This window comes from Endozoicomonas sp. PH6C (assembly GCF_059322965.1).
In genome coordinates, this window is the sequence record NZ_CP185342.1 from 2129287 (window position 1) to 2152323 (window position 23037).

Here is a 23037-nt window from a genome sequence, read left to right on the forward strand (position 1 = left end):
TCAGCCCTGACCCATCATCGTTAAATTTAGCGGATTCGTCAGGTTCTGCGCCATTCTTTGGCTTACCGATGGAATAAACGATGGGCTCTCACCACTGCGATTGCCTGACAGGGCGTTGAGTTCTTGAACCAGACGCTGGTAATTTCGGTTCAATTCGGTGTCATTCAGACTCGCTACCTCAGGTCGTTCACTCTCGGCTCCACCTGTGTCAGCGTCGTCTTTCTTACCTCCAGCCAGGCTGCCCAGGTAATTCACCAGCTGTTGCCCCTTGCGAATGATCCTGTCCAGTAAGGACTGGGTTCCGTTGCCTGCTTCCTCAGCGGCCAATGCACCTTCTTCACTGCTCTCACTCAGTGAGCGCCTGCCACGTGACTGTGGGCTGTCCACTTTTGCAAACACCTCGCTCATGCTGAGCACCTTGTTATTGACGATCAGGCGCTCTATGGTCTCGCCTCCCTCACTGAAAAAATTTTGCACCCGAAGGCTCTGGGTGGCATTGATCGGCCTGGTGCTATTTTCACTGTTTTTCAGCAGGTTATGATTAGGCCTGACAGTCAGGATAAGATCCTCGTCCGACTTTTGATAGCGCAATCTCTGGCAGTCATGGGTATTAATTTCGAGCTGGTCAGCCGTGCCTGTGGCGTTTGCCAGAAGCCATTGGTCAGTGTCAGAGAAGTAATCGCCAGCAAAGTGGTAAACGGTGCTTTTTTCATCTATCAGGTACTGATGTCCGGGGATGGTTTGCTTTGAAAGTGAATAACCCGACTCGAGTCGTTGAGCAATTTTTACCTTGTCATCGAGAATGCTGTCATCCAGTTCCAGGCTGTCTGGCCAGCCATTGGCGTAGATACGGTCAGGGTCCTGCCAAGTACCTATTCTCACCAGGGGATCGGCACCGGACGCCATCATTTTTATGCCTTCAGGCGACGGCAGACGCCGGTTGATGATGAGTTTGTCAGCGGCATAACAGTTCAGCGTCCGAATTTTCCTGGCTGGCTTGAAGGCCCGGGTTGCCAGAGCAATCTGGCCATTCCGGTAGATGGTTAGAAAACCACTGTCATTTATAGTCATGACCAGATGCAGGTTGGGGGAGGTAAAAAATGGCCTGACCCTTCGATGGAAGACGCTGGCAGCCTCCGTTAGCCTGATCTCCAGTTTCCCGGGTTTCAGACTCAGGCTGATGACATCAGAGCCGTCAGCCCCGGCAAAATGAATCAGTGTGCTTCCGGCCTGTGTTCGCCTACCCAGCGGCAGGCCCCGGCGAATCCAGGCTGCCAGGATAAAACTGCCGCCGGTGACCGGAGGAGGCACCAGGCGGGATAAGCCCGCTGGGCAGCGAGTCTGGTCACCGCTGTTAGGAGCATTGCGTAGATCCAGCGAACGCCAGCTGGCTGCCTGCACATCCGCAAGGCTGACACCAGCCATTCGAACACGGTTAAACGAAAAGGGAGCAAAAAACAGCTTCACGGCGCGGTTTTCCCAGCCGCTTTCCCTGCCACTATCCCTGCCACTATCCTTTAAATCCCCCAGCTCCAGACTGACAAGGTTATTGCCAGGACCGGGGTGAACACTGGCACCACTGCTTTTGAGGTGGAAAATATCATTTCCCGACTCCCCGAACAGCCCAGCTCCCGGCTTGACAGCACCCGAGAAGAAAAACACGTCATCACCTGGCCCGCCATGCACCGGTGCGGTGATATTGCCAAGCTGATAAGTGCTATCCAGTCGTTTATCCACAGTCAGCTCGGCGTGATAGTAGTCTCGAAGGTTTTTGCCGTTAAGCAGCCTGCTTTCGTTGTTGGCCGGATCAATGGTTGTCAGGCGCCAGATATGCCGTTCCAGGCTGTTGATAAAGTGCCCGGTGACCAAACTGCCATCTTCGCGCACACAGTGGGGAACGTGCCCTAAATCGATGCTGAAAAAGAAATGTCCGTCGTTGTTCACTTCCAGATGGGTATAATTCCCGGTCAGTCGCCAGTCCAGCTTTTCGGGTTGGACTCCGTGCAATATCAGGCTATTTCCGTTGTCCCGGTCGACGATCCGGGTGCCATTGGCCTGTGGATAAATAACGTAAATATCCGGGCCCAGGTTGCCGGAAAGCAGGTCAGGCCCCAGGTTTGCCACCATTCGGTCAGCCTCCCGGCTGCCATAATGCCTGTTGTATCCGGGTCCCCCTATAGTGGAGGAGATTGAACTGTTGCTCTTGATGCGGGGAGAGGAAATTCTGAAAGTATCATTGCCACCTCCGCCATCAACGGTAATACCGGCAAGGGCCGGAATGTTGAACATATCGCCGGAATCGGGGCCCTTGAAAATCTCAAAATTACTGATAGCTGTCGACCATGTTTCGAAAATGCCCTTGGATTTGGGTTTGGGTTTGGGCGACCTTTCCGTAAAAGACATATGACCTTTGACGTTTTTATCAGGAGGGCAGGATCCCGAATCGCTTGCATAACAGGCAAAGCTCACTGCTTTTTTTCTTAAAGACAGATTGAGCCGGACAAAATGCGGCTCGATGGTCATCTGGCTGAAATCTATCGTGTCGGTGCCCGGACCACCGTTTAAATGGGTGACCTTCGGCTGCTCCAGAAGAAAAAGGTAGTCATCTCCTCCCCTGCCATTAAAACTGTACAGAGAACCTCTGGACACATAAATGTTATCTTTATCGTCACCGGAAAATTTTATCCTGCCCTTCCCGGTGTCCTCCAGGATAAAGTTCCTGACCGTTAAACTATTTCTCAGGTCGACAGATACACGACGACTGCTGGGCAAATCAAAGAGCAGTGTATTGGCACCGCTGCCGCCGTCCAGGGTAGTACCATTTTGCCAGCGGGCGTTAATGATGACCCGGTCGTTTCCGCCCCCCATGTGCACCTTGTCCAAACCGCCCCCGGTGCTGAAAATATCCGTACCATTGCTGCCAAAGTAGGTATCATCTCCCGAAGTCCCGTCAATCTGGCTGATGCCATTGAATAGGGTCTGGTGATAACGCCAGCTGTCCGTTTCCTTATTTCGCCATCGGGTCTGTGCGATCCCCCCCGTGACATTGACGCTCATCCCATCCAGCTCATACGTTGAGACGACCTTGATACTGAGATTCCTGGCGCTTTTGTGCAGGAGCCGGGCACCATAAAGTACGGCAGACTTGTCGTGTATTAGCCGATTGTGTCCCTTTCCGGCAGCCATCACGGTGGTATTGCCCATGCCGACAATAAACTGGTTGTTGCCACCCATATCCTTCAAAATGTCGCGCCCTCCCTTGCCAAGCAATATGTTATCCGTGGCGGGATTACCTGTTAGCCGATCATTGCCCGGACCACCGATAATGATAGGAACGCCAGAGTGTGAGTCTGAAGACAGGTCAAGGTGAGCACCCGGTAGGATCGCAGAGCTGGTAAACGGCCTGGAGGCTTCACATAGCTTAAGAAAAGTCGTATTCCTGTGAAAGGTATGATGTATCTCCAACATGCTCAAGGCTTTCGCCACTGGCTGACCGGGAAACATTTCGTCCCATTGTTTTGAGACCGGTTTTATTTCTGATACCTTATGGCGGCCAAGATGCTGCCTGCGACCGTCTGCACGGGTGTTAACCAATTTTAAAGTCAGTGTGTGATTTGCTTTAAAAGCGATAATGGCATCTTCGTTCATGAAGGACATGACCCGCTTCTTCACTTCCGGGATTACGCCTTCAAAGAGCACCTGTTGTTGGTTCGGCTTCAGGGTCAGCTTGCGTAAAGGACCAGTACGCGGGTTGCAACTGGGAGAGTCGAAACGAAACTCAATACCCAGGCTGATATTATTACTTTCCTCACTGCTAATGCGGTGCAGGCCGGCGCCCAGGTTTTTTCCTTCGTTAGCCAGGCTCTCCAGCTCAGTCTTGTCAGGCCACTGGAATTCACCTAAAGGTTTTCCGGGGTAGCGATTCAAAAATGCCAGCATCTGTGCTCTGGAAAAGGTATGGGTGTCCACTTCCCTGGTGACCTTGCAAACATCTTTTCCTGAATCAAAACCAGTTAGGGTCGTGTTGCCCAGCTTCATCACATCCCCGTCAATGAACTGCCAGCGGCCCGTTTTGGCCAAATCCTCCCGGTACCAGTGGGTATTAACCTGGCTGACTGTGACAGACGGGATATTGGGGGTGTTAAAGTCCAGAGTGACGTTAGCATTGGGGTTCTGTTTGCTGAAAACCAGATCCATGCGCTCGCTGAACGGGTTGACTGTCAGGCTGGCCAGCTGTTTGTGCTGCCGGATGCACCCGGCACCAAATCGTCCCCAGCGGATGACCAGGACCGGCCATTTTCCTGTCGAAGGTTCCTGAGGTTTGTGGACGTAAAATTGTTGGTTAACAAGGTTGTTGCCACTCACCCTGATTGAGTCGGCATGAATGCCCGTGTGAACCTTGTGGTGACCATCGCCCAGTAGCACGGAGTTAAAACCGCTTCTCAGCCAGACAGACGTCTTTCCGCCGTTAGTGATGACCGTGTCGTTACCACCTCCGGCGTCCAGGATATTGGTGCCACCGGTGGTCATGAAAACCGTATTCTCATGGTTTCCTTTGATCCTGTCATCCTGGGGGGAGTCCTGTATGACCTCGACACCGGTCACCACCTCTCCCGATGACGGATCCCGGTTGGTCATATCCAGCCAAAGATTTTCCTTTCGAACCACGTAGGAAATGGTGTCTGTGCCGGGGCCACCGTGCACCGCATTTTGATCGCTCAACACCGCCCGGTCATTGCCCGCCCCCAGTTTTATTACGTCTGTGCCATTGCTGGCATAGACAAAATCGTCACCACCTCGCGCATTCACTATGTTGTTACTATTTTCATCGCCCCTGAGATAAATGTTATTGCGCTGGTCAGTCCCGTAAACTTCTGAGCCGTCTTCGGAACCCACCAGATTTTCCATACCCTGAACAAGGCCCCCGGTCACCAGGCAGTCCAGGAGGGTGGCGAAGAATTTAATGGCTTTGTTACTTTCACTGGCCCTGAGCAGGCTGTCCTTTTTGAAAAACAACAGGGAACGGTCGGCTTTCATCACGAAAACGCCTTTGAGCGAAAAATAGAGGTGAACTTGCTCTCGCGCGCTGCCGTACGGAACTTTGCCGAGGTAAAAGTAAGGCTGCCTACCGTAAATATCAGAAATTCGATTGATGCCTGTGTGACTGGCGTCGGGTCTGAGCTGGTTCATCAATTCCTTAGTCATCGATGACTTAGCGAAAGGCCATACATGAAAAACATCGAAAACGGATTTTTTGCCTGTTTCCTGGCTATCCGGGTGGTCGCGGTCCAACCCCTGAAAGTCGAGATAACGATAAAAACGGTTAAGCCAGTTTCCGTTTTTCAAGTCAACCCAGACTAATGGCTTAGAGTAATCATGACGGTAGTGAAACTTGATACCCGAGGTTTTAGATGATTGCTCACCGAGCCCCAAGGTATAACGACCAACACTATAGTGAGCCGTGAAATTGCCTATTATTGGTCCCTGGCTGAAAACAGGAAGCGAGAAGCTGGGCAGGACAAGCGTATCATCTCCGGGTCCGCCAAAAAGCCGTGCATAGCCTAACCCCGGCGAAAGACGGTCATTACCTGTACCACCGTATTGGTCGACTGCGCCGAGCTTGTCAATAAGCCGGTCATCACCCGAGTCGCCATACTGGGATTTGCCGTAATAAATCTGATCGTTTCCTGGCCCGCCATAGCCAATGCCACCGATCTTTGACAGGTAGAGAGTGTCGTCCCCGTATCCCCCATAAGCCTTACCTGAGTGCCCAATCCAGATAACATCATTGCCACTGTCACCGTGACCCGTACCTGATTTTTCAATCCGGATAATGTCGTTGCCACTGCCCCCGTAAGCAGTACCCGTCTTTTCAATCCGGAGAACGTCATCACCACTGTCCCCGTGGGCAGAACCTGACTTTTCAATCCGTATATCGTCATTGCCACTGCCCCCTTTTGCCACGCCTTTTTTCAGGATCAGCCGGTCGTTGCCTGTACCGCCATACAGCTCTCCCTCGTTAATGATCAGGATGTCATCACCACCCAGCCCATAAAACACCTTGAACCCTTTCTCGGCGTACATGGTGTCCGTCAGCGACGTTCCTCTTGTGGTTCGCCTTTCGTTGGTAAAATCATTAAGGGCAAGCCCTTTGTCTCCTTTGCTACCATCCAAAAACCGGAGAAAGGATTTCTTCAACGTCTCAAGGTTCTCCTTGTAATTATCCTGGTCAAGCCAACCCGTGGCATCCTGGTGGAGCACAAAATACCGGTAGCCCTGTTTCTCAAAGTGAGCGGCCTGTTCATTAAGATATTCCTTGAATTTATCGCTCTCCAGTACAACGCTGAAATCCTCCCTGGCGTTGGGAGGCGGCGCCAGGGCGGCCAGGGCCGTTTGCAGAAAACCCAGCAGTTGACTGATTACGTCCACAATAATACCCAGCTTTGGATTGATGAAGTCCAGCGCTGTACTGAGAACATCAAGGCCAATGGTAATGGCATCCAAAGCGGCCATTGCACCAAAAATAGCCGCCCGTTTATGGTTGCCAGATTTTCTTGCCGCATCGGCGCTGCTGGCATTGGAGACCAGTGAAGAAGCGCCAAGCATCACCGAAACGACACCGCCTATAACGGGTATCGCCCTGGCCACATTTCGTGACACTTTCGGGCCCAGCTTTAACGCGACGCCAATGGCCCCTACCGGATTGTTGGTCTTGACCAGGGTTTTGCTCAGCGCCCAGTTAGCGCTCATGGTAATGCCGTAGACCGAATTGACGGTGCCCAGGCTCGCACTTGCATAGGCCATGTTCCTGGCCCCAGCAGGCATCTCGTCTCCGTATTTTGCCAGGTTATTCAGTGACACCGAGGCCATGGCCAGGCCATAGACGGAACTTGCTCCGCCGAACATCACCCTGCCCGCATTGAATTTTGTACTGCGATCCAGCTTATCCAGCATGCGCATGAACTTCCCTTGCACTTTTTTCGACCCGCCTCCCAGCCTGTTGTCACCCGGGCTGCCGGGCTCAGGGCCATCCTCGACCTGGCCTTTTCGGGTCCGCAGGCTCGCCATGAACTCCGGGTTGCCAAGCAGCTGTTGCTTGACAAAGCGGGTGTCGTCGACACTGTAGCCCGAGTCATTGAGCAAAGTGGCCACCCGATCAATGACTTGCTCCGGACTCAGCTCCTGCTTTTGCGCCAGTGTCTGTCGTAAGAGTTCAAGAAGCTCCTTGCGCAACGCCGGGCTGTCCATAATGTCTTCGGTGACCACCGCCGCAAAACGTCCCTGTTCCAGCAGCAGGAAGGCGTCTGCCAGCAACCCCTTGTCACCGGCACTCTGTTTGACATGGGTGAAGCGATCACTGGCTTCAATAGCATCCAGGTGACTGCTGACCCGGTCTATCAGGGCCATCGCGGTCTTGACCGGTCCGGAGCCGTCGCACAGCACGCAGTTTGCATCAGGCAGTCTTGTGGCCTGACCGGCTGGCAAACCGGTCTTGTCCAGTGCCTGCAAGGTCCTCCTAAAATCACGCTCGGTGATATCAACCAGCTCAGCCATCTGGCCAAAATCAATATCACGCCTGAGTGCGGCAACGCCGTCGGCGACGTTCTGGCGAATCTTTCTGGCCAGATTAAGGGCTCCGGAGGAGCCCTCCCGCTTGAGTCCGTTCGCCAGCCCGATAAAGCTGGTCAGACGTTCCAGCAGGCCGGAGAGTGCCAGCTTGCCTTCCTTAACCGTGAACTCGCTGACCAGCGACTCTGGTGACAGGCTTTCCACACCCTTTGGCAATCGGATTCGCTTCTGATGCAGGGCCAGGAATGTTTTTGCCTGATCCTCCGGTTTCCGGGCTTCCCATGCCTGCAGCAGAGCCATTGCTGCGGCGGCGGTCAGCGGGCTGTCAGGGTCACCATTGCCCAGCATCAGCGTGCCTTGGGCAGGCATCAGGTAGGAGGCATCGGCGGTGATTGAGGGATTGGTCAGCACCCGAATATTCAGGTCGCCAGAGGTCAGTGAAAATTCCTTTTTCCCGGTCAGGTTCAGCAGCCCGTTGAGCCGCTGATAAAGCCCGGTAGAAATCGTTTCAGGCAGAGAACCCAGGGCGCTGACCTCTGCCGCAAGTAACTTCCCGGCGATGGTTTCAGCCAGACCTGCCGGGATGGCTGACTGCCGGGCATAGTGCAGGAAACCATCGGCAAACTGCTGCCGGGTGACATGGTCCATCTTGTCAATAACGCCATTGACCTGGCCGGTCATGTTAATGTCCTTCAGTTCACTAAAAGCCTCATAATGGCGTGCCAGCTGTGACAGGTAAGCCTGAGTGGCTGCAGCGTTTTTGCCCGGATTAAGAGGCCGCCATAACAGCCTCTTCAGGCCATCCTGTGACTGGGGTGACATGAACGGGAAAGGATTGCCCGGGCCCGCCGGAGTTATTTTCAGATAACGCCTTTTACCATCCGCCATAACCGCATAACGAGGGCTGCTGGCGAAGGTTTCAATGATCTGATCCTGCCCCGCTAAAGCCTGCACAGACGTGGGCTCTTTACCCCGGGCGTCCGGTTGTTGATTAACAGGCAACTGGAACGGCCTTCCGACGCGCCGTCGCAGTGCTACCGCCTTACGGAATACGGTGTCCACATCTTGCTTCAGATTGGCCAGCAGGCCAGTGTCAAAAGACTTCCAGCCGAGTCCCCGGGCAACAAAAGTGCAGGCTTTTTCCAATGCGACGAGAGTGGATATCCTCGGACTCTCTGGCGTATTTATCTCCAACCAAAGATCAACGTACATCAGTTTTGCGATGTCATCGATATCGCCGTCAGGCAGTATGGTCGTTACCGCATCGGTCACTCCCAAGTGTATCCGGCTGGCTGGCTGGCCGGTGTCACCCAGAACCTGCTCCATCTTCCAGTAGATAAAATGAACCAGCAGTGACTTCAGGTAAGTGCTGGCAACGACTTTTAGTCTGAAATGCTTTTTAGCGACCTCTATCTGTTGGGACAGGAAATTTTCTGCCGCCGCCCGACTTAACCCCAGCAGTCTGGCGTCGAGCAGGGATTCTATACCGGAACCGACGCTCCAGAGGGCCCGGTAATCCACGTTGACCAGCTTGGAGGTGGAGGGCAAGGCCTTGTAGGAGGCAATGGTATTATCAGAGCCATCTGGAACCAGGGGCGGCGCTGAGGATTGTTTATCATTGACAACCTCGTTGAAAAGTTTTTTCTCACGGTCACTGGCTGTAATTTCCCCTTTAGCAAGGCTATCCCTTATTGCCTGAATCCTGGTCTTATCATGCAACTCTAAATACGCCAATGCCCGGCGATAATCGGCTTTCGTACCTTTGGCTAACAGCAGGTTATGATGGCCTGCGACCAGTTGCCGATAGAGGCTTGTGCCTGAAGGGTCAACCGCCAGAGTCAGTGCGTATTGACGGGTCAGTCCCAAGGGACGCGACTCCTTGTCAGGCAGTGTCGCGGTGTTGATCCCGAACTGCTGGCGCACCTGCTGGCGCAAGGCTGTCAGCGACCCTCCACCACCTTCAAGGGCCTTCAACAGACTGGCACCCACCAGGTTGGTCAGGGTTTCCCGGAAAATAAATGGCCTGTTCCTGTTCTTCGTGCCCAGCAATAACAGGGCGTGGGCACTGTTTTCCTCACTCACCTCGACACGACTGTCCACCAACGGCCAGAGCGGCCTGGGGCTGATTTTTATTTTAAAAGGGCTAATATCGGCAATGCCTGCATCCCTGACGGGTTGCACCAGCGCCTGAAGAAGCTGCGATAGACGAGGCTCCCCCATCCCCCGGGCAATGAACTGAATGTCGTTCTGTAATTGCTCTTTGCCAATTCTGCCCTTGCGTTGCAGCTTGCGATAAAACTCCATGTGGACAACCAGCCTGATCGGCAAAAGACGGTCTGGCCAGCCATCAGGAAGCTGGAGGCGAAAGACCTGCTTGCGGTCGCCTTCGCTGTGAGTCAGGGTGTAGCCGGGCCCCCGGTTGGAAAAAGCCAGGTCATCCCGGCGACCCAGCGTGAACGTTTTTTGCCCGTCCTTGGTTTGAACCTGAGCCTGGTAACGGCCCAACCCGGTATCGAGGGTGAAAGCCGGGGGCTCCCAGCCGGGTCCCGGAAGCAATGGCGGATTTTTTTGCAGGAGATCAAGCCATTTATTGGCCCGCAGGGCATCCGCCCGCAACCCGGCTGGGTCTGTGGGTTCCAGCCCCCTGAGCCGCCGGTGAAAAAAATACTCTGCCAGCAGCGACTCACCGTCGGTCAGGGATGGCTTTTTGAGCACATCAACAAGGGTGTCGTCCAGGTTGTTGACCTGCTGTGGGGACAGTGATAACAGAGTACGCTTGATCGCGTCCCGGTAATAGTCGGGGTCGGTAACTGCTGGAGCCCAACCAAGCTCGGTCCTTAAAGCAGCGACAGCCTGCGGGCTGTCAGGTGACTCCTGTCTCAACAGGGCCAGCAAACCGCTAAGCTCATCGCCTGCCGGAGCGGACAGGGGGCCGTTCTGGCTTTCAATAGCAATGAGAGGCTGATCATTCAGCCGGGTGACCGGTTGCCGCCCGGTGCTGGTCAGGGCAAGGGTTTTTCGGTTACCAGTGGTGACCGGTACATTGCCGCGGGAATCCGCAGCGAGGGGAAGTTGTCCGGGGTCAGCCCATTCCTTGCGCACGGCCTGTGCGTCCGTAAGAACCGCCTCTGCACGGCTTAGCCAGCGCAATAATCCCTGTTGTTCTGCCGCTGTGAAGGCGATGCCCCGTCGGTCTTTCAGAGCATCGGTCAACACCTTTTCAAGCTGCCCGGCGAGGTTGTTGATCCCGGCCAGTGCTTTCAGCTCACTGTCATCAAGCACGGCTGTGACCACGTCCGCCGGATCAGCCAGCAGTGCAGGCTGCGATGTCACCATGCGCTGGCTGACCAGCCCACTCCAGGCCAGCTGCGTTAACAGTGAGCGGAGGTTTCCCAGCCCTGCACGACCAGCGTCGGATAACCGGTCAACCCGTTGGTTGCAATGGTACTGAACCCGCTGAAACAGTAGCCGGGTTTCCATATCCCCCAGCAGTCGGCCAAAGCCGGACAGAGGCTCAGCAATGGCTTGATAGGCAATGCGGACCCGATGGCGGTTTTTCACAGTCGTTATCCCGCCCGCTGAGGTGACCTCCTGAACAGGGGTATGGGCTGATGCCGTGGCCAGCACAGGCAGCAGGCCATACTGCTTACGAAGCTGGTTTTCCAGTTGCAGCAGCGTCTGGTCACTGGTGATTTTGGTTCCCTGCAACCAGCTCATGGCGATGGCTGGTGAGTTCGTCTGGTCAGTACTGGTCAGTGCTGCCCGACATAAATCCTTCAGGACAGAGGCCAATGCCCCCAGGTAATTACTGGTGGAACTGCGTTGCCCGGTCAACACCGCCGGGTCAACCTTCAGCACCACAAGCCGGTTGCCACTGGTGTCCCCGCTGTCCCCGGAGCGATAGGGTACCACCCGGTCAGCAAGAGCCTGTTTGCCGAACCTGATCACCAGCCTGAGAGGGGCAGGGGGCTTCATACCGGGCAGCAGCTGACTGTCCAGCTCAGTCATAGTGGCGGGTTTGATGAAGCTGCCGGGGAGCCCCAGGGCATTGACCAGACGCTGTCCGGCGGAGCTGGCAACAAAGACTCTCAGTTCTGACAAGAGCCGTTCGGCCTGATTCGCCAGTTTCTGGCCGGGACGGTAGTCGGCAGGAAGGATCACGGCTATTCTGTCGTCTGTGCCCGTCAGAGTCCGTAGCTCGGAACTGCTCGCTGACAGCCAGTGGCGGGCGGCGGCTAACTGATCCTTCAGCGATTCCTTCGGGGTGAGTTTGAACAGCCCGTTTGTCCCTGCGGCGGCGTCGTCCAGTTTCACGCCATAAATCGTCTTTCCATGGTCGTTTTTTTCCAGTACCGGAATAAGGGTTTTACTGTTACTGTCGTACGACGCTAACAGCTTATCTCCGGATTGCAAACTCACTGCCCGGTAGTGACCGTCAGCTTCCGAAATCAGCTGATAAACCTTGCCATCGGAACGCCTGACCGCCACCGACGTGGTGGCCAATGTTGGGTCTGAAAACACCCGCTCAGCTGGGGAGTCGTTGCTATCGTGGATGCTGTCATAAACGGAAGCCTGGCCCAGGGGGGTGGCAGTGATATCCTTGTCTGAGCGCCTGAGCACCCGGTACAGCTCATCGTTGTGGTTAAGGAACTCAACTTTGTAATAAGGTTTGTTGGTATCGGTGTTACTGATATCCGTGCTGTCAATGTCCAAAAAGGGGCGGTCCGCCAGATTTTCTGCTGATAGCAGGCGAGTTCTGCACCCGTCGACCCCACGTCGGCAGCGTTTGTTGTCTTGCGCCTCAGGGTCCCAGATGACAATCCTCAACTTCCTGCCACCGTCGTTGTCACTGTCACTGTCGCTGCCAGACTCAACCAGCCGGTAGGTCGATGACTTAAACCCGTCAGCATCGGTTACCTGGGCTTGCGAATCGAACGTTGTTTTAAGTGTGTCTATGTAGTCAATCAGTTCCCACTGCTGAGGGGCCTGGTGAGTCAGGGCACCCTTCAGAAATTTGATCTGCCTGGGAGTGAAAGCCTCCCTGAACAGGACTCTGTCACCATCAGGCAGGTTGCGGTCAAACTCATACAGCGCCTCGGCAAAGGTTTGAACAGCCGGGTTATCCTGGTCCCCCTGAATTTGGTCAAAGAGCTGTTCAAGGCCCAATGAAATTGATTCAGGCTTCTGACCGAACAGCCATTTTAGCGTCCGTTTCACGCCTTCCTGACTGACGGATCCAGCATAAAGTTTTGGTAAATCCGGGCTGTTGTCTCTCGGAAGGGTATTATCCAGGTGCCGCGCCGCAGGCAGGGAATCCCATCGCTGGACAGAATCAAAATCAACAGTGTCGCCCAGTTGACGCAGTCGCTCCGCCTCCTCTGGCCAGACCGACTGGAACAGACTGGCATCAACAGCCTCTACACTCTTGGCCAGACCCATGGCGTAGAACCGGCCAACCACTTCGTTAAAGAATCTGTAATTCAGCAAAGGGTTATCCTTCATCCCAAACTCAATCGTTACAGCGGCATCCCCGACCTGCAACCGGGACTTCTGCAGGGGAATATGGGGATTTAACTGCCAGTGGAGAGGCCGGCCCGCACTCAGGTCAAGCGCCCCCCCCTCCTGAAGTCGTTGGCGATAGATTTCCGGTCCAAAGTCACTGAACGTTTTAATAAGCCACTGGACATCATGCTGGTAACGGTCGGGATGCAGCCGTCTATCCTGCATCGCTTGCCGGTACAGTCTGACGCTGTTGTGCGTATCCAGAAACGACCCTGGAAACTGGCTGCTGTATGAACTGGCGAGCATTAGCAGCCCTTGCGGATACGGCTTGAGTGATGGCTCTCCAGTCACCGGCTCCGGGGAGTCGGCCAGCACAGGTATGATCCCCTCGTCAGTCTCCAGCCTGAAGCCATGACTTCCGTCTTCGGGTAATGTCACACGCCTGATGCGAAACGTCGGCGGTGCCCCGTCCTGATCATCCTGACTGATCTGCTGATTCACTTCCGACAGCTGGAGTCGGGTAAGGGCGAGGGCCAGCTGCTTGATACTGTCCTCTGGATACTGCAAGCGATATTGACCCAGCGCCACCACCACTGCGGAACGCTGCAATTGGGGCAATGAAGAGAAGTACTCCAAAAACTGCGGCCAGTCGGCTTTACCCACCCCGGACATCGCCAATTCAAGAAACGCACGGGTAACCTCTGGATCACTGCCCAGCCAGTCCGGTTTCAAAGCCAATCGGAGCTGGCTCCGGAGGTTATCGGGGGGGGCCGGGTTTCGGAGCAACAGGCGTTTGACCATGCCGCTTTGACCCGGCAAGGCCAGGTCCAGAAGATATTGGCCATCGGCGTTTCTGGAGACAGGTCGCGCTGTGCTGTCCTCTGACATCTGGCCAGTCCAGAGCTCTCGATATTTTTTGTTATCTTTCAGGGGCAGCGAGTAGTAATCCGGCAGCGTGCCGGGCAGCAACATGGCGCCGTTGGCAAGGCGGTAATCCAAAGCCATCCCCAGCAGGTCTTTGATCCTGACGCCCGCTTGCAGATCCGGGGCACCCGGCTTTGCAATGACAGTGAGCTTCGTTTCCAGTTCCTGAGTGACCTGTTGCAGGCCAACACGGTGAATGTAGTCACTGAGTAAGGCAGCGGCACTGTTGGAAAGGCAGGTATGGATATAATCTGCCAGCCTTATTCCCGGAAACAGGGATTTCCCATGGGGGGCGTCCCTCGACAGCCGGTACAACAACAGGGTAAGCAGCGACCTTAACTGAGCATGGATTGCCCTGTAATCGCCTGAGGCCGGGGCAATATTTGTCACGAACTGTTTGGCAGCCTTCAGGCTGGCCAGCAGCCGCTCCCCTTCAGGGCTGTCACTGTCAGCAAACAGGGCAGTGAACACCGGCCTGTCCAGATCCTCAAAGGGCAGCCTCAGGATGATTCCGGTATCTGAGCCGTCGGTGGTTTTTGCCCAGTCAATGGGCTGCCCTTCAGAGCCTGACCGGTCGCTAAAATACTCCTTGTAGACCTCATCGAAATCTTTTGTATTGTCCGGATGAGTCAGCGTCGAGATCATTTTATCCAGCGCATAAAAATCGGCTGCCAGAGAAAGCCTGTGAGTGTCCAGGTCATCCGGGGACAGTGGGGCTGTTACCAATTGCAATCCCGGCTGACCTTCGGCACCAAGCCATTTCAGAGTCGTTAAAGGTGAGCCATTGATCTCTGTCGGGCTCTGCTGCACCGTGCTGTCCCATCCGGCAGGTCGGGAGACAGCGTCGGTTACTCTTTCAAGAACGATCTGGCCAGTTGCACTGTCCTTTTTTACCGCCGCTATTTTGGCAGGCTGCACCAGGGGAGCCAGCCCCATTTCCTGGCGAACCCTTGTTTCAATGTCTTTATCGTCCGGGGCGGCAGGCTGACTGCTATCATCCATGTCGTAGCCGGATTTAACCAGGTCAACTAACACTGGGATCAAGCTGGACAAACGGATCTCTTGACTGGCACCGGGATCAATGGTCACTTGTCTGTCAGCCGTTTTTTCCTCAGTCAGTGTTAACGAAACAACGATTTGCTGCTTTCCATCGCTTGCTTTTGGGGCATCAAAAATCAGGTCCTGATAACGACGAGGTTTGAAATTGTCTGTGAATTTATTCAGGTAATCTTTGCCCTGAGGCGTTGCCAGGAAGCTCCTGATGGCATCGGGTAATAAATGATAATTCGCCCCGGCATAATCGAAGTATTCAGGGGTCGCCTTTAACCGTATCCCCCTGCTCAGTGTGACACCAGGAAAGCTGCGTTTTAAATAGCGAGCACCATAAAGCGCGTCAAGACCTATGGCATCTATGATTGCCTCCAGGCCACTGATTAATGGCGCGCGCTTTTCATTCAGGGTCTGTTTCAGAAAAGTGCAGCCCTCTTTCCCGATGGCCTGACGCAGAGTCAGTGCTGCCCGGTCAGGCAGGTTCCTGTGTGTCTTCACCAGTGCTGAGGCAAAGGTGTCCAGGTGTACTCCGGTGTTTTGACGATGGTAGTTCTGAAGCCGTTGAAAAGCCTCTGTCAGACTGTCCTGATCATAGCGAGTGGACAACCCGTAGAGAACCCGGGCGAAATCGTCAACCGAGCCGGAAGCATACTGCCAATTGTGATCGGGGTTGCCGATTCCATCCACAAACTGTGTGTACAGGGCGTCCTGCTGCTCTGGAAAAATAGCCAGAGTCAGTTCTTTGGTCAGGCCATAGTTGCGGTCAGTCTTGATTGACGACAATCCCCAGATCGCCCGTAAATTCTTTTGCGCCTGATGGAGCGCGGCCACATCGGGATGGTTTAACAGGGCTATTGCGAAAAGTTTTCCTATAGGGGTAGCTTTATGGTTATCTTGCGTCGCGTCTTTTATTCCCACTGTCAGGGTCAGCGGATCCTTATTCAGTTGACTCTGGTACGGGTGCCAGTGGGGGTTAAGGACAATCGTTATTTCCTGCGACACACGGCGCAGAGACATTCCGTACTCGGACAGCACCTCTCCTGATTTAAGCACCGGCTTAATAAAACCTTCGCTTTCATCACCAGAAAACAGTTTCAGAAGTGTATTGAGTTCAGTGGACAGATTAAGCTCTGCCAGCTGTTGCCAGCGGGCCTGACGGTCATTGGCTGCCACAGGAAGCCGTTGCTCCCCGCTGGTTATCCGCTGAAGATCCACGGACACTATTTTTTGCAACTGCACCAGAGTGTCCCAGGCCGATCCTGACGACCCGCCGGTTATTGCCCTGAGATTGGCAGTCAGCAGCAACCGGGCCACTCGTTCCTGCCCGATTGGGTCCTGTGTTTGCTGCGGACGGTTGACGAAGGAGCGGGTTATATGCTCGAGCTTTGCCTGGCTGAGTCGACCCAAACGGTCGAGGATGGACTGCTTCACCCAGCTCTGGTAATGCGAATTTTCGGTTTCAGGGCTGACCAGGGATTGAGCTTTTCCTAAAAAAATCCCGTCAACCTCCGGGTCTGCTCCCAGTAACCCCGGGGTTTGAACGGACTTTATTACCGAAACCGTGAAAGAGTCGGGAGGGGAAAAAGCCATCTTATCGAGATTGGGCCAGAGTTTTCGAACCTCCACTGTCCCGAGGAAATGGGTTTGACCCTCTTCATCGACATAAGAAGTGACGCCATGTCTTGAGGGTGCATTGGTGACATCTACGTAACCCAGCTTCGGGCTTTTGTTCTCGCCCTGGGGTAATTCGAAAAAATCTGAGCCATGGTTATAGGGGATAATCATCGCCCCATGTTCGACACGATGATCCAACATGTCGGTGAACAACAATTTTAACCTGGCTTGCAATCGCTGTTCGGGAACCTTCCACTCCCTGCCAATTCCTTCAGCCTCAGATCCCACCGTGGCCAGATCATTGACCGTTTCCTGCATCAACGAAGTAAAGCTTTGCCAGCCGAAATTCTGGATGGCTGTCTTAAGTTGTTCGGCCTCCGACTCAGAGATGGCAGTCATTAAAAAATCAGCGGTACCCAGTCTCAGTAATCCTCTAAGTTTATTGATAGAGGTACCTGCAAGACTCATTTTCCCCCTCTTGAAATCGTTGGTTGAACTGTCTAATGCCTGCTTGTACAAATGCATGGTAAACATGGATTTCAGCAAGTCAGAATTCAGATTCAGCTTTTCTGAAATGACAGCGGCTTTATACTGGCTCCACTCAAAAACCTGCCTTAATGTGTCGCTTTTATCCGAGACAAAAAGATCGGGAATATAGGAGGTTATATCCCCAATCAAACTAAGGTCGACCCCAATATTGACATGAATACGATAAGGTGGTGACTGTGCTCCTGCCGCTACCGCTGCCCCCATCTTGCCAGGCAACAATGAAATCTGACTGTCTTTAAATTCATCAAAACTGGATAACTTGAAATTTTTTAAATTACCTTCGGGGTTATTGCCAAGTAGCTGATCATTATAAGCCTCAACTAAACCACTGACGGTAACCCCCCCTTCAGGTATGTTCGCTAAAACAGAGGCCAGCGTTTTGGTTGCAAGAAATAAATCTGAGGACTCACTGAGATAAGCCGAGAGAGGTTTGGGGCCGGTAACGATTTCAATGATGGCGCGACCTTCATGGCTATCAGTAGACAGGAGTATATTAGGAAAATCAGAGTTAATACGCTCATCAGGATTAAATTGAGAGTATGCAAGGTTTTTCCTCACTTCAGTGTCCACACTTGTGATGAGATTCTCTATTTCAAGGCCGGCCCGTCCCTTGAAAGGGTCGAAGGGGACAACGATAATGCTTTTCTTTTCTGGTAATGCCTTGATGCCAAATTTACGCAGCATTTTTTTGCGAAGGGTTTCATAATCTCTGTTGATTCCTTTTAGCAGACCGGATGCAACAATATAACGAGCTATCAGGCCTGATAAGGTCTGATGTTGTTCAACCTCTATTTGTCCTTTGATGAAATACTGGCTCGGATCCACTTTCAGAACACAACCGGTATTCTTAACCAGAACCGGCTGCGGCATTTCTGTAGCGGATGGAGTACCCGATGGATCGGGAGGAGTAATGACCAGCAATAGCCGGACAGAGTCGGGTATTTTGACTTGGTCGAAGCCGCTACCGGCAGAACCATCAATAACCCCCTGATCCACCAGCTTCTGGAGGTCGCCAAAGACCTGGCTCCGATCTTTCGCCAGAGCGCCGGAAAAAACCTTGAATTCAGGGACGGTGCTGAGCCATCTAAGGCTTTTGATAATCTTACTGTGTATTGAAAACAGGTGTTCGGAAGGAGCATTCTGTTCAAGAGCATTCTGATCACGAACATATTTGATAAACCCGGCAGAGAACAAGATCGCGACCTTGGTCTGCGAACCATTATCGCCATAGGAGCCTGGTGTTACTTCACTGATAATTCCGGGACTGTTCTCCTTTATGCCTTTGCTATAGACGTCCATGTAATGAGAAGGCAGGGTGCCGGTGTACGAAGTTTTGTCTGGCGGGTTTTCCATATTACCCAGACTTGACAATAACCTGCTCCTGGTATTGACGGGTAAATCGGAGCTGGTTAATCGTTGTTTCAATATCTGGTATTGCGATGCCTGCAACTGCAGCACCGACCGCAGTTGTGCATCCTGCATCTCTTTCCAGAAATTTGTGTATACCTTAACCAGAGCTTCTACAAAAGTATTAACAGAGGTCGCCGGATTCATTGCAATGCGGCTAATAACGTTTCTGACCGAATCGCTGAGTTTCCCTTCCGAATCCAATACCTCCATAGCCCGCTGGAAATCATCTACAGAACCCTCGGCAAACTTAAGATCATGGTTCTTACTGTCACGGATCAGTGCCCGGTAAAGCGGATCGCCAGTGTCCGGTAATTTCCGAAGTGTCAGAGCATTGTCAAAACCGTAATCACCCTCAGGATTATCACGGTAATCCATTTCCCATATCTCCATAGCCCCGATTAGATAGCGAGCATGTGGAGCCATTGCCCGGATTCGCAGACACAGGGCCATCCCGTAGGATTGGGTCAGCACCCGGGCCAGGCGGGCGTCAGACGCCTCTTCTGGTACATCCTTCACTCCAACCCGGACGATGATCGACTTATTTGATTGCCATGGATGGACAATTGCCTCACTGTCCTCGATGAATCGGTCTTGCTCCAGACGAATATCAAGGTTCGGCTTTTTAGCCTCAAAACCAGACTCTATTTCCCATTTTCGCCAGGCCAAAAGGGTATCGACAAATTGATTAGGTTTGCCGAAATAACGAAACACAGGTCCCTGTTTTTTTGGCATTCCATTCAGTTTCATCAGCTCACGCACCTGAGAGCGATAGGTACTGTCCTGAATGGTCGAGATAAAAAGTGGCGAACGAGCCCCCAGAGTGACTCGCGAATGCAAGCCACGATAGTCATTCGTGTCGATGGTCTTCAAAGGGTCCAGAGTAATCGTGCGTTGGTATTTTCCCGATTCTGGGACCAGGACGACAAAGGTCTTTTCTTCGGGGGCCCGGACGAGTAATTCTGCGATCAGAAACTTCTGCTGGTAATCCGGTTTGTGACCGATGTCCAGAGCCGTCACTGCGCTGGCTGCCAGGCGAATCAACAGTCTTCGTATCAGACTCCGAAGAGCCTTAGGCTCCGTGTCGAGGTTAATAACTTCAGTGGCCAGTGTGACTACATCAGCCATCGGCAGCCGGGTTATTTTTTCAGCAAACTGCTCTCCTGCCAGGAAGTCTGAATGCCGGGAATAGGCTAACTCAATGGTATTGATCAGCGTCTGGGCATTACGCGGCCCCAGCGGACCTGAGGACTGAAGCATAAACAGGATATTGCGCAGATTATCCGGAAAAGCTGCGCTGTTACTTTCTGGCAGGTCCAGCAGAACATAAGTTACGCCCGAAGGGTCGGTGACAACAGGCAGGTATTTGCTGTCATCAAAAGCCTCTCCGTGAATCCTGGTCACAGGGTCTGTAAAACCGACAGCGTCATGGGGAACTCTTTTATTAATCCCAAGGGAAAGTGTTTTTTGCAGCCACTGTCCCTGCTCATGCCATTCTCTGGCGTTCAGTCTCGGTATTTTTTCGTCTGCTTTGTCCGCCAGAAAGTGACCCAATAACTTTTTCAGAGACTTGATATACCACTGGCTCAAGTCGGCAAAGTCATTTTGCAACTGCTGGCCACGGAGAGCCTGCAGGTCACCTTTTCCCAATACCGAAGTCATCAGCTCAAGGCTGGAGACCCGGAACGGATCTATGTCATTGCCTCCGGGTGCCACAATGTCCTGCACAGACCCAAGCAACAGGCGGGTAAACAATGCAGCCATGACCTCGGATGGCGAGTTTGCAACTCCCATGGCCAGCAGATACCCCTCCTGCTGGATCCGGGCAAAATTCTCTTGCGCCAGGGGATCGTCATAGGCCAGCTGACCCACTCCGGAAAACGGGTCACCGATTGAGTCTGCGCGGACAAAGGCGCTTATCTGACGTCTTTCTTCTGGCTGAGGCTCTTTTGAGGCAAGAGGAAGCTCGACATCGGCAACCGGCAAAGGCATCAACCGGTAAGGGGAAGAGTCATCACGGGTGATTTGTTGCAGCCGAAGGTTGTAATGCTCAATCAGGTCGGAGAGTTTCTGCCTGCCATTGTTTTCGATCATCGTTTCAAGCAGTAAGTGTCTGGCCCGATCGAAATGACGGTCATTCTTGCCCAGATAGGCATAATCCCTGCCGGGGGGCAAAGCGGACAAATTGTGGAGTTTTTTCACCAGTCCTTCTGCAACCGGAAGCTGGCGGGCCACGAACTGCCCCTGTTTGTCCTTTTCAAGCACCAGCTTGAGGCGATGGTCTGACTGTGACCAGAGGACATCGCCAGCAGCGGGCAGGGTGCCGGTCCATTTACGGCCAAGCATATCCACCGCCACCAGTGCGTTGCGGGCAGTGATTCGTTCTGTCCGGATTTCAGCAAACAGTGTTCTGGCGAAGGCTTCTACAGGGTAATGCTCGCCGCCGGCATCAGCACCACAACCCACCAGACTGACAGTCCTGACAAACCGATCGCCGGTTATGCGCCCAAGCACTTCGGCCAGCTGCTTAGCTGTCTTCCCGCCCAGAAGAAACTTGTCAGAACCGGTCTTTTTATCCTGAACCTTGGAACCATGACCAACAACAATAATACGTGTGTCGTCTGTAATAAAACTGGCTTGCACAATCCTTGATTCAATGATGTAACCTGCTTTCTGATCAATCAGCGAGCCATCAGGCATCAGTCGTATAAGACGGCTGAAATCGGGCTGGTATTTATTTCTCAGGTATGAGCTGGCTCTGGCTTCATTGTCGCTGTTACCGAGCTGGAGAATGACCTGGTTTTTATAATGGCTGTCTCGCTCATTGGTCAGTTCATAACGCACGATTTTATCAGTAAAGGTAAGCCAGCTACTGGGCTGTTCATCCGTATCAACACTCACTGAATCAATCCTTGCCAGTGGGTTAATTTGCGTGAAATAGGATTTTAATTTGTAATCAAAAAGATCCTCTTCTGGAAGCAAAGCAAAGACAGATCTTCTGATGACGTGAATAATCAAACCCGGCCCGGTTAAATGCAACGTCGATCCAGATCTTCTAACTAATCCATCAACTCGATAGTTAATTATATCTTTGGCGAAATCGTTATTGATCCCCAATTCATTGACGATTGACTCTTTTATTTGCTCATCTGTATCGACATCGATACTGTCGTCATAAGAGTTTTCCGTGTCGCCTATTCCCAGCCGATCAATCAATTTGTAACGCCTTATTATTTCTCGATTAACTGCCTCGAGAACTTCACTGTCTGGCGGCGCCATAATAAAGCAGTTGCCGCCATTGATTCTTTCTACAAATTCTAACCTTATTTCTATTGAGCCAGGAATAGCCTTGACTGAGCCTGGAAAAGTAAAAAGAGGCTCTTTCCCATGATTAACGATGGCTTCTTTGACAGCCTTAAAAAAATCAGGGTATATTTCTTTGAATCTGTTATATTCTCTCCGTATTTCTGGATCAGGTGTTCTGTTAAAAAACAGTTGTTCCGGGCCTGGGTCAGCAAAATAATCCATAATCATATGGTTAATTAAATGATTCAGTCTTCCTGAATGTAAAATTTCACTTGGGATTTCAATCCCTTTAAACAATTTTTCATTATAATGAGGCAGCGTGTCGACATCCAAATAGACACCTCCCCCCTTCAGCAGTACCACTCTTACCAAATCAGAGGCTGCAGCTAAAATCCCTCTCAAGCCAAGTTCTCTCACGTACAACGCTTTCATGCTGGTTTCATCGCCTGACTGCCAGAGTTGATTGATATCTGCCAGCATGAATCCCCCGGATCCGGTGTTGCCCCGGAGCCCGGTCAGCTCTTTGGCGAGATCTGTGAACTCCTGCAGACTTTGCCTTTGTATTTGTGTTAATTCTTCTTGATCCATCCCCAGGTGGTTGACTAAAAATATCTTCGCCATGTCGTCAAAGGTTTTGCCCTGGGCGATGCCTTTTTTTATAGCGCTGTAGGCCAGATCTTGTAGATGGCACAAACGCGTCAAAAACTCCACTTTGGCTTGTTCATGTACCAGGAATGACTCGGCTATTTTCTCATCGGCAACAGCCTTATATATTTCCCGGGTAAGCACGGGCGCCAGAAATGCCTGTGGATCGTACCAGAGCGTTTGCGACCAGGAGGGAACCATCTTACTCCAGACTCTGAGATGGTCTTTGACCCCTTCGTTGAGACGACCAATCCAGATAAAGTTAAGCTTTTCAGGAACCTCCACCAAAGCATCCAGCAGGTACTGATTTATTGCTCCAGCCAAGTGGGAAGCCGCTGATTCCCCACTCAGAATTGCGGGCAGGTTTTTCTGCATCCGATAGACAAGCATGTATTTTTTCAGGGCACTTTCACTTCCCTCCTGGCGAAGTTGGTCAAATTCTGCAATTTTCGTCTCCAGTGCTTGTAAATC

Annotated in this window: 1 protein-coding gene (only partly in view); it reads right to left on the bottom strand. The window is 52.7% G+C overall.

The window, feature by feature from the left end; genetic code table 11:
- On the bottom strand, positions 1-23037 hold the 3' portion of the coding sequence (locus ACOMG9_RS08610) for a TcdA/TcdB catalytic glycosyltransferase domain-containing protein (protein ID WP_494530087.1). It continues 5334 nt past the right edge of the window; the window shows 23037 of its 28371 coding nt (coding positions 5335-28371); the start codon falls outside the window, past its right edge; its stop codon occupies positions 1-3.